Origin of the sequence: Polyangium jinanense, assembly GCF_028435265.1 — a bacterium.
GTDB classification, from domain to species: Bacteria; Myxococcota_A; Polyangia; order Polyangiales; family Polyangiaceae; genus Polyangium; species Polyangium jinanense.
Genome location: NZ_JAGTJK010000001.1, coordinates 1,053,973 through 1,062,556 on the forward strand (window position 1 = coordinate 1,053,973; position 8,584 = coordinate 1,062,556).

Below are 8,584 nucleotides of genomic sequence, written 5' to 3' on the forward strand. Positions count from 1 at the left end.
GAGCACGGCGAGGCACGCAAGGGCCACGCCCCAGAGGGCGAGCAGAGCGGGAGCGAGGTCGCGTTTCATGGTGGGTGGGACCCGGGGCGCCCGGGTGGATTGGGCCGGCCCTCTTCGGTCAGGCTAGCCGATGTCCGGGATCGTGTCCGGGCGCTTCGGTGGGGGTCTCCGTCAAACTGCGCAAAAAAGAGAACAGGAGACACCGATGACTTCCCCCAGCCATTACCTCGTCATCGACCTCGAAGCGACATGCTCCGAGGACGGATCGATCCCGCGCGAGGAGACCGAGATCATCGAGATCGGCGCCGTGCTCGTCGAGGCGGAGACCTTGAAGACCGTGCGCGAGATGCAGACGTTCGTGCGGCCGATTCGCCACCCGCGCCTCACGCCGTTCTGCACGAAACTCACCACCATCACGCAGGCCGACGTCGACGCCGCGCCGCGTTTCCCTGCGGCCATGGGAAAACTTCGCGATTTCCTCGGCCGCGACGCCGCCCTTTTCTGCTCGTGGGGCAACTACGATCGCAATCAGCTCGAGCGCGACGCGCGTCGCCATGGCATTCGCCTCCCGCTCGGCAAGGACCACTGGAACCTCAAGGCGGCCTTCGCGCGAAGGCACAACGATGGCCGCGAAATCGGCGTCGGCCAGGCGCTCCGCAAGCTCGGCCTCTCGTTTCAGGGCACGCACCACCGCGGCATCGACGATGCGCGAAACATCGCGCGGATCCTGCCATACGTGCTCCGGGACGCAAAAGAACGCGCTTGACACGCGCCGCTCCATGGCATCCTCTTTCATGCTGCGCGCGGCATGAAACCCATCGACGTCGGCATCATCGGCTGCGGCACCGCGGGGAGCGCCGCGGCCCTTTTTCTCTCGCGGGCGGGGCATCGGGTCACGGTCTACGAACGCGTGCCCGATCCGGGCCCCGTCGGCGCCGGCGTCATGCTCCAGCCCACGGGGCAAGCCGTCCTCGGCGTGCTCGGCCTGCGCGACGCCGTGCTCGCCCGCTGCACGCCCATCACCCGCATGATCTGCCGCACGGCCGGCGGACGGCAGCTTTTCGATCTTCGTTATGGCGACATCCCCGGCGATCGCGTCGGGTATGGCCTCCACCGCGGCTTGCTCTTCGAGCACCTCTTTCGCGCCGTGCGCGCCGCGAACGTGACCTTACGCCTCGGGGTGACGGTCGAAAACCTGGAGAATGCCGGCAAAGGCCGCGGATTGTATTTCCTCACGCCCGAGGGCGAGCGCCTCGGGCCGCACGCGGTTTGCGTCGTCGCCGACGGCGCGCGCTCGCAACTCCGCGACGATACCTGCATTGGCAAGCGTATTCGACCCTATCCGTGGGGCGCGTTGTGGTTCGTCGGGGAGGACCCGGGCGGAACGTTCCGGGGCGAGCTCAGGCAGGTCGTGCGCGGGACCGGGCGCATGGTGGGCCTGTTGCCGACGGGATTCGGCCCGGGCGAAGGGCCGACCACGGACAAGATCAGCCTTTTTTATAGCCTCCCGGCCGCCGGGCTCGACGCGTGGCGCGCCGCCGGGCTCGACGCCTGGAAGCGCGAGGTACGCGCGCTCGCGCCGGCCGCGGAGCCGGTGCTCGATCAGATCCATTCCGCCGACGAGGTCCTCTTCGCGCGATATCACGACGTCTCGATGTATCCGTGGAACGACGACCGCGTCGTGTACCTCGGCGACGCGGCGCACGCGATGAGCCCGCAGCTCGGCCAGGGGGCGAACCTCGCGCTCTGGGACGCGATGGTCCTCGCGGAGGAGCTCGCAGCGCACGAATCCTTGCCCATCGCGCTCGACGCGTATTCGCGCGCCCGCCGCTCCCACCTCGACTATTACCAGTTCGTCACGCGCTGGCTCACGCCGTTCTTCCAGAGCGACCTCGCGCCGCTCGGCTGGCTGCGCGATTTCGGGTTTCCCATCGCCACGGCCATGCCATTCGTCCGCCGCCTGATGGTGCGCAGCATGTGCGGGATCGCGCAGGGAATCGGGATCGACGCGCCGATCGCGCTACCGGCGCCCGATCCCCTGCCGCGGCTCGGCGCTACCGCCTGACGATCACTTCGGCGAGTCGATCACCGCCACCGTCCACTGCGGGCTCACGTATTGCGCCGTGAGGCTCTGGCCCGGGATCCAGAACGCCGGCTGGCTCGGATCCTCCGTCCCCGCCGCGAGTTTTTCCCGGTTCAGCGCGGTGATCCAGAGCTGCTTGCATTGCTTCTGCCCCTGCACGAGCGAGCACGTGCTGTTCTGCGGCGTCAGCTTGTGCCCATACGGCCGCTCCGACGCATACGCCAACCAAACCCATTTCTTCCCGACCGTCGGCGCCCATTGCGACCACGTGCTGCTCCAGACCTGGTCCGGGCCGTTTGACGCGCCGCGCTTCAGCTCGAGCACGGTCTTGTCGCTCCGCCGCACGAGCGCGATGCGGCCCGACAGGTTGATCAGTGATTGTTGCGTCTTGATCGACCACCACCCGTTCGCCCGCGTGAACGAGACGACCGAGCCGTCGGGCGAGATGCTCGGCAGCACGTTGTTTTCGCCGCTATCCGGGTTCGTCCCCGCGGCCGGGGGCGCGGCCACGAGCACCTCCGGCGTGCCGAACTGGAACGACCCATCGGCCATGTATTGCACGGACATCTGCACGATCGATCCGAGCACCGTGTCGTCGCCGAGGAGGCGCACGTAATTCGAGTTGCTGTCGTATGCCGTGAATACCACGAAATCGCCGCCCGGCGACCAATCCGGCATCAGCGTCGCGTGCCCCACGGCGGTCGGCAGCTCTCCGATGGCCTCGGCGAGGTTGTTCGGGATCGGCTCGTTCGTGTCCGGATTGACGAGCAAGAGCCGCACCGTGCCCGGCGTGTTTTGCGGGACGTTGTCCGGCGCCGTGAAGAGCATCGCGGGCCGCGTCTTTTCTTCGAGCGGATTGAACGCGGCGTACGTCCCGCGGACGGCGGGGCTCGGCGTGATGGTGGATGCATAAAGCTTCTGGGCCTCGTCGTAGGAGAGCGCGCCGAAATTGAAATTGCCGCCGTCGAAGCTGTACGCGAAGCGCTTGCCGTCGCGCGAGATGCGGTGGCAGCCGGAGCAGGGCTGACCGGGCGAGAGCGCGGGGCTGTTCGTCGGCAGTGGCACGTCCGTGCCCTTGATGATGTCGAGCACGCGGAAGCTGCCCGTCGACGATTGCCACACGTAAATCGCGCTCTCGTCGATCCCATCGGACGCGACCGTGAGCGAGCGCGGGCTGCCGGCGCGGACCATGCCCGATCCGAGCCCATCGACCGCGAGGTTCACCGCGACGTCCGGGCTCGACTGCGCGATCTTCGTCCAGACATCGGCGGGGAAGGCGAGCTCGCGCCCGGTCGTGTAAAGCGTGACGTCGAGGATGTCGGGGCTCGTGATGCGGACGCGATACACGCTGCTATCGCCGCCCGGCGTCCATTGCGCCTCGATCGGCGGCAGGTTTGCCGGCAGCACGACGCCGTCCTCGGGGTATTCGAAGGCCGGGGCATTCGCGGGATCCGGATCGGCCGTGGCGGCGTCGAAAGCGGCCTTCGTCGAGGCATCCGTGCCCGGGAGGAAGACGTCGCCGCGGAGCGTCAGCGTGAGCGACGCTTCGGCCGTCACGCCATCGTACGTCGCGAAGACCTTCGATTTGCCGCCGAGACCTTTGACGGACACGCTGCCGCCCACGACGTCCGCGAGCGCGGGGTTTCCCACGAACCATTCGACCTCGCTCGTGACGTCGACTTCGGGCTCGCCTTCACGCTTCGCATAAGCGCGGTGCGGGATGGCTGGCGCCGTGCCCGAGAGGTCGAGCGTGACGGTGGTCGCGGGCGGATCGATGCGGAGCGACACGGCCGCGGGCGCGTCCGGGCCCGCGTCTTCGTTCGCGCCGCCGGGCCCGGTGCCGGTGCCCTGCGTATCGGAGCAAGCGGATGCAGCCGCGCCGAGGACGGCGAGGCCGAGGGCGAAGAGGAAAAGGTGTCTTTGGCGAGGTCGCATGCTGCGAGGATACACGAGATCCGAAGGCGCGCGGGGCTCGTCGCAACATTCTTGGCCCGTTCGCGGCGCTCGTGCCACTCACCTCGGACCCTGTCACAGCGGAAGGAAGAGCCTTGATTCGACCCATCGCCGTCCTCGTCGCAGGCATGCTCCTTTCGAGGCCGGGGATGCCGAAGGACGAGGCGAATCGTTATGCCCGGGTCCTCGCCGAGGTTGCGGCGGCGCGTGGCTTCGATCCACTCATCGCCGTGGCCATCGTGCATTTCGAGACGCAGTGGCGCCCCACGCTCGTCTCGGCCGACGGAGAAGATTATGGCCTCGGGCAGGTGCGCGCGCGGTTCGCGGGCGCCTGCCGCGACGACGCCGATCCCGTGAACGCGCCGAGCGAGGCGTGCCAGCGCGTGAAGGATTCGCTGCTCGACGGCGCGACGAACCTCAGGCGCATGGGCGGGATCATCGCGGCCAACATGGAATTCTGCAAGGTGAGGACCGGCAGCGCGAAGACCGAGCGCTGGCTCTCGGGCTATCAGGGGTATGGCGATCCCGAGCGCGGCCGATTCTGCGAGCCGGGCGAAAAAACGCGTATCGTGCTCGATTACTACAAGGATCTCGTCGCGAAGCTCGCGCCGCCTCCGAAGCCCGCGCCGAAGCCGAAGGCCACGCGTCCACCGCCGCCGGACCACGGCGCGGAGCCCACGCGCGCGGCGCGGCCGCCGAGCCCGGATCGCGGCGCGAAGACGCAGGCGGCGAAGAAACACGAAACGACGAAGAAAGCGCCACGCGCAAAGGCCGGCAAGGCGCACGCGACGCGGCCCTCGCAAAGGAAGACACGATGACCGAGATCATCAAGCTGTCGGGACCCGGGAAAAACGCGCTTTCGAGCGCCATGATGCGCCACGTCCTCGAAGGGCTCGACAAGGCCGCGGGCGCGCCGGTCCTGCTCACGGGGGAGGGAGATGCATTCTCCGCGGGGCTCGACTTGAAGGAGGTCCTCATGCTCGACCCCGGCGGCATGGTCGCATTCCTGCGCCTGCTCGAGCAGTGCATGACGACCCTTTATTTGTATCCGGGGCCCACGATCGCCGCCGTCAACGGCCACGCCATCGCGGGCGGCTCGGTGCTCGCCGCTTGTTGCGACGTGCGTATCGCCACGAGCAAGCCCACGGCGAAGATCGGCCTCAACGAGACCGCGCTCGGCCTGCGTTTCCCGCCGCGGATTCTCGCCATCCTGAGGCGCCGCCTTCCGCCTCAGCACCTCGACGAGATCCTCCTCGGCGCGGGCCTCTTCGCTCCCGAAAAAGCCCGGCTCCTCGGCCTCGTCGACGAGGTGGCCGACGACCCGTACGAGGTCGGGCTCGCGCGTCTCGCAGAGCTCGCAAAGCACCCCGCGGCGGTTTATGCGCAGACCAAGCAGGACCTGCGGGGAACGGCGGACAGCCTGTATCCTAATGCCGATCACCCCCGCGCCATCGACGGGATGCTCACCTCCTGGGATCCCGCCATCGTGCAAGCGAAGATCTTGGCCGCCCTCAAGCGCTGAACGCGCATTTCAAGGCGAGAGCCCGCCTGCCGAGGTCGCTTCGATCGAATCGGCGAGCGGGCACTTCTCCATTCCGATCTCCTTCGCCTTCGCGCGGATCATCTGCGCCTGCTCCTCGGGGCCCTTCACACTGACGAGCGTACGAAACTCGATTCCGTCAGGATTCTCGATGTGATCGGCGAGCCACGCCGTCCGTTGCTGCCCGATCGCCAGCGGATCCTCCTCCGCGGTGAGCCCGGCGCGCTGGTCGACCTCGCACATGAGCTTCACGGCGTCGGCGAAGGTTTGTCCGGTTTGCGTCGGGGCGGCGGGCTCTGGGGCTTGGGAGGCGCCGCAGCCCACGGCGAGGAAGATCGAGAACGAGGCGAGGAGCAGGGAACGTCGCATGCCGCATGGACACGGAAGGCCCTGCGGCTTTGGGTCCTCAGATCGCGGCCGTCGCCGCGGGGACGGACGTCGGGCGGACGGCCTTCTCCGGCTCCGCACGCTTGACCCCGCGGCGCATCGACGTCTTTCCGACCGCGATGTCGACCATCTTCTTCACCCGCGAAAAGACGCTTTCCTGCACGTAGGGGATCCCGTACTTCTCGCAGAGCGCTTTCACCTTCGGCTGCACCTCCTGGTATTTGCGCATCGGGATGTCCGGGAAGAGGTGGTGCTCGATCTGGTAATTGAGCCAGAGATGCGCGGAATCGACGAGATCGCCGCCCGTCTTGAAATTCGTCGAGCCGATCACTTGCCGCACGAAAAACTCCGCGCGCGAGGCCGGGCGATCGTCGAAGCGGTAGAGGTCGTCTCCGGTGTGGTTCGGACCGATGACACAGAACGTGTGCACGTTCGTGACCATCTCGGCCATCAATGAATTGCAGAACGCGCTGAAGACGCCCCAGGGGCCGAGCGGGAGATAACAGAGCGGCAGGAGCCCGAAATGGACCGCCGCATAGGGGAGATAACATTTCAGCCAGAGCTCCCGCGTCATGCCCTCTTTCGACGGGGCCTCGCCATCCCGCTCGGCGTGGCGCGCGCGATACACCTCCAGCGTGCTCGGCGCATAATACGAGGCGCGCCAGGTGAGCGCGAGGAGCCCCATGAGCGCGTAACGCACCGGCATGGAATGTTCGCGCAGCCCCTCGGTGTTGCGCTCGACGAGGTCCCGATCGTCGAGCTCGCCCGTGTAGGAGTGGTGCAGGACGTTGTGCTCGTAAATCCACGCCTCCGGTAAAATCCAATCGCACCAGTCAAGAAACCGCCGCTTTCCGCGCGCGAAGACCTTGCTCGTGTAACGCGCGGGCACGCCCGGCACCTTGTCGTAACCGCGGTGACCAATGTGATGCATGAGGATCCACCGCGTCGAGCGGCCGAGGCCGAGGAGCAATGCGCTCGCGGGGTTCGGCGCGAGGCCGGCGCCGAGCAAGCCGAGCGCGGTGCAGGTGCGCCCCCAGCGCTCGAGCTTGTAGAGGTGCCGTAGATCGTCCTCTCCGAGCGCGTCGTCGATCTCGCGCCGCAAGGCCTTGATGTCCGCGTGAAATGCTTCGAGGTCGATCTTGGAGAGGTCGAAAGGAAGGGGCTTTTGCATGGCGTCGGGCGACTCGCTGTAGCATCCTTCCCTCCGGACGGAAAGCGCCGTAAGCTCGCGCGGCGATGAAGCGGAGAGGCGTGCTGAAGGCCGGCGTGGCGCTCGCGGTGACCCCACTTTCGTTTTTGCGCGAGGGGCACGCTTGTGACGGGCACGGCAACTGGGAGACGTCGCCGCCGCCCGAGAAAACGGCCGAGAAAGCGCCCGTCTGCGAGCGGCTCGTCGCGCGGATCGGGCGAAACCACGGGCACGCCTTCACGATCACCATCGCCGACGTGCTCGCGGGCGTCGACAAAACGTTCGACCTCACAGGGACGTCCGGCCACCGGCACACGATCACGGTCACCGCTGCCGATTTCAAAAAAATCGGCGCGGGGCAAATCGTGCGGCTCGCGTCGACCCGCGAGGGCGGGCACATCCACAGGCTCTTCCTCGAATGCGCGCCAGCGGTGGATCCGCCCGAGCGCGTGAATGCCTGCGAAATCGAGGTGGCCGGCAAGGACGAGCACGAGTTCGTCCTTCCGGACGCGCACGTCAAGGCGAAGGTCGAGCGGACCTACAACATCCAGGGCCTCGCGGGGCATGAGCATTCGGTGACGGTCACCGCCGCCGATTTCGAGGATCTGCTGCGCGGCAAGCAGGTGAAGATCCCGAGCTCGCGCGGGACCGACGGGCATAACCACCTCGTGTTCATCCGCTACCCTCGGAAGGCCTGATCAAAAGGTTCGCACCCGGTCGGGAATGGCGGCGTCGGGCAGGGCGTACCGAGGGCCCAGGACCTCGCCATGTCGATCCGCTCCTCCCTCGCATGTGCTGCCCCGCTCGTCGTTGCGCTCGCCGGTGCGTGCACGAGCGTGGGGCCAGCAGAAACGTCGAGGTTTTCGACCGCGTCCGCCGCAGACGTCACCCGCAAACACCGACCGGCAAACACGTCCCCCGTGGCGAGCGACACAAGGGCGGCGACAAACCCCTGCGCGCGACGCCAATCCGAGACGATCGCCAGGCCCGAATCCCCAATCCGTCAAAGCAGCACCATTGCCCTCGCCCGGCAGGCCGATCGAACGCTCGCCTACGTCGCCGACGCCGATCGCCGCGCCCTTCACACGGTGGACGTCGACGGCCGGGCCGTCCTCGCGACGACGCCCCTCGGCGGCGCGCCTTCGCAGCTCGTCGTTCTCGCGGATGGAAGGGTCGTCGTGTCGCTCCGCGATTCCAACCGCGTCACCATTCTCGAACCCGCACCCGCGCCCGAACATGGGCTCGCGCCCCTCTGCGAAGCACGAACGCCGAGCGAACCGATCGGCCTCTTCGTCACCCCGAACGAATACCTTAGGAGATCCCCCGGCTCTGCCGGGGAGGCAGCCGAAGTTTGACATTTCCGGGGGTCTAAAGGCGGAACCCCCTTCGTGAGCCGCTCAAAGCAACACGAAAGGGGTTCCAGTGGACGAGT

General features: G+C 67.4%; 9 protein-coding genes. 6 read left to right on the top strand and 3 right to left on the bottom strand.

Translation table 11 applies throughout. The features are described from left to right. Nucleotides 1-205: 205 nt before the first annotated feature. Nucleotides 206-766: a 3'-5' exonuclease gene (locus KEG38_RS04275; protein WP_272417701.1), complete on the top strand. Its 561-nt coding sequence runs from the start codon at nucleotides 206-208 to the stop codon at nucleotides 764-766. Nucleotides 767-808: 42 nt separating this feature from the next. Next, entirely contained in the window at nucleotides 809-2,065 is a 1,257-nt protein-coding gene (locus KEG38_RS04280; RefSeq protein WP_272417702.1) for an FAD-dependent oxidoreductase, read from the top strand. Nucleotides 2,066-2,068: 3 nt separating this feature from the next. Here KEG38_RS04280 and KEG38_RS04285 read toward each other — a convergent pair whose 3' ends face one another. Continuing rightward, the gene (locus tag KEG38_RS04285; RefSeq protein WP_272417703.1) at nucleotides 2,069-4,018 is read right to left on the bottom strand and encodes a hypothetical protein; all 1,950 of its coding nucleotides are present in this window, start codon (nucleotides 4,016-4,018) and stop codon (nucleotides 2,069-2,071) included. Between the two features lie 113 nt (nucleotides 4,019-4,131). Between KEG38_RS04285 and KEG38_RS04290 the strand changes: the two genes are divergently transcribed. Then, the gene (locus KEG38_RS04290; protein ID WP_272417704.1) at nucleotides 4,132-4,854 is read left to right on the top strand and encodes a hypothetical protein; all 723 of its coding nucleotides are present in this window, start codon (nucleotides 4,132-4,134) and stop codon (nucleotides 4,852-4,854) included. Next, entirely contained in the window at nucleotides 4,851-5,558 is a 708-nt protein-coding gene (locus tag KEG38_RS04295; protein WP_272417705.1) for an enoyl-CoA hydratase/isomerase family protein, read from the top strand. The genes KEG38_RS04290 and KEG38_RS04295 overlap by 4 nt, the downstream gene beginning before the upstream one ends. Before the next feature lie 9 nt (nucleotides 5,559-5,567). Here KEG38_RS04295 and KEG38_RS04300 read toward each other — a convergent pair whose 3' ends face one another. Next, a complete protein-coding gene (locus tag KEG38_RS04300; RefSeq protein WP_272417706.1) occupies nucleotides 5,568-5,945 on the bottom strand; it encodes a hypothetical protein in 378 nt (125 codons plus the stop codon). Nucleotides 5,946-5,982: 37 nt separating this feature from the next. Continuing rightward, nucleotides 5,983-7,134 carry a fatty acid desaturase family protein gene (locus tag KEG38_RS04305; RefSeq protein ID WP_272417707.1) on the bottom strand — a complete coding sequence of 384 codons (1,152 nt, stop codon included), beginning with the start codon at nucleotides 7,132-7,134 and terminating at the stop codon, nucleotides 5,983-5,985. Nucleotides 7,135-7,199: 65 nt separating this feature from the next. Between KEG38_RS04305 and KEG38_RS04310 the strand changes: the two genes are divergently transcribed. Then, nucleotides 7,200-7,850 (top strand): hypothetical protein, encoded by a 651-nt coding sequence (locus tag KEG38_RS04310; RefSeq protein ID WP_272417708.1) that lies wholly within the window; start codon nucleotides 7,200-7,202, stop codon nucleotides 7,848-7,850. Between the two features lie 222 nt (nucleotides 7,851-8,072). Then, nucleotides 8,073-8,507, top strand: coding sequence for a YncE family protein (locus KEG38_RS04315; RefSeq protein WP_272417709.1), 435 nt, complete (start codon nucleotides 8,073-8,075; stop codon nucleotides 8,505-8,507). The last annotated feature ends 77 nt before the right edge of the window (nucleotides 8,508-8,584 follow it).

Coding starts and splice junctions, on each gene's coding strand:
- KEG38_RS04295 (WP_272417705.1), top strand. CDS start 4,851: ATGACCGAGATCATCAAGCTGTCGGGACCCGGGAAAAACGCGCTTTCG.
- KEG38_RS04305 (WP_272417707.1), bottom strand. CDS start 7,134: ATGCAAAAGCCCCTTCCTTTCGACCTCTCCAAGATCGACCTCGAAGCA.
- KEG38_RS04275 (WP_272417701.1), top strand. CDS start 206: ATGACTTCCCCCAGCCATTACCTCGTCATCGACCTCGAAGCGACATGC.
- KEG38_RS04310 (WP_272417708.1), top strand. CDS start 7,200: ATGAAGCGGAGAGGCGTGCTGAAGGCCGGCGTGGCGCTCGCGGTGACC.
- KEG38_RS04280 (WP_272417702.1), top strand. CDS start 809: ATGAAACCCATCGACGTCGGCATCATCGGCTGCGGCACCGCGGGGAGC.
- KEG38_RS04300 (WP_272417706.1), bottom strand. CDS start 5,945: ATGCGACGTTCCCTGCTCCTCGCCTCGTTCTCGATCTTCCTCGCCGTG.
- KEG38_RS04285 (WP_272417703.1), bottom strand. CDS start 4,018: ATGCGACCTCGCCAAAGACACCTTTTCCTCTTCGCCCTCGGCCTCGCC.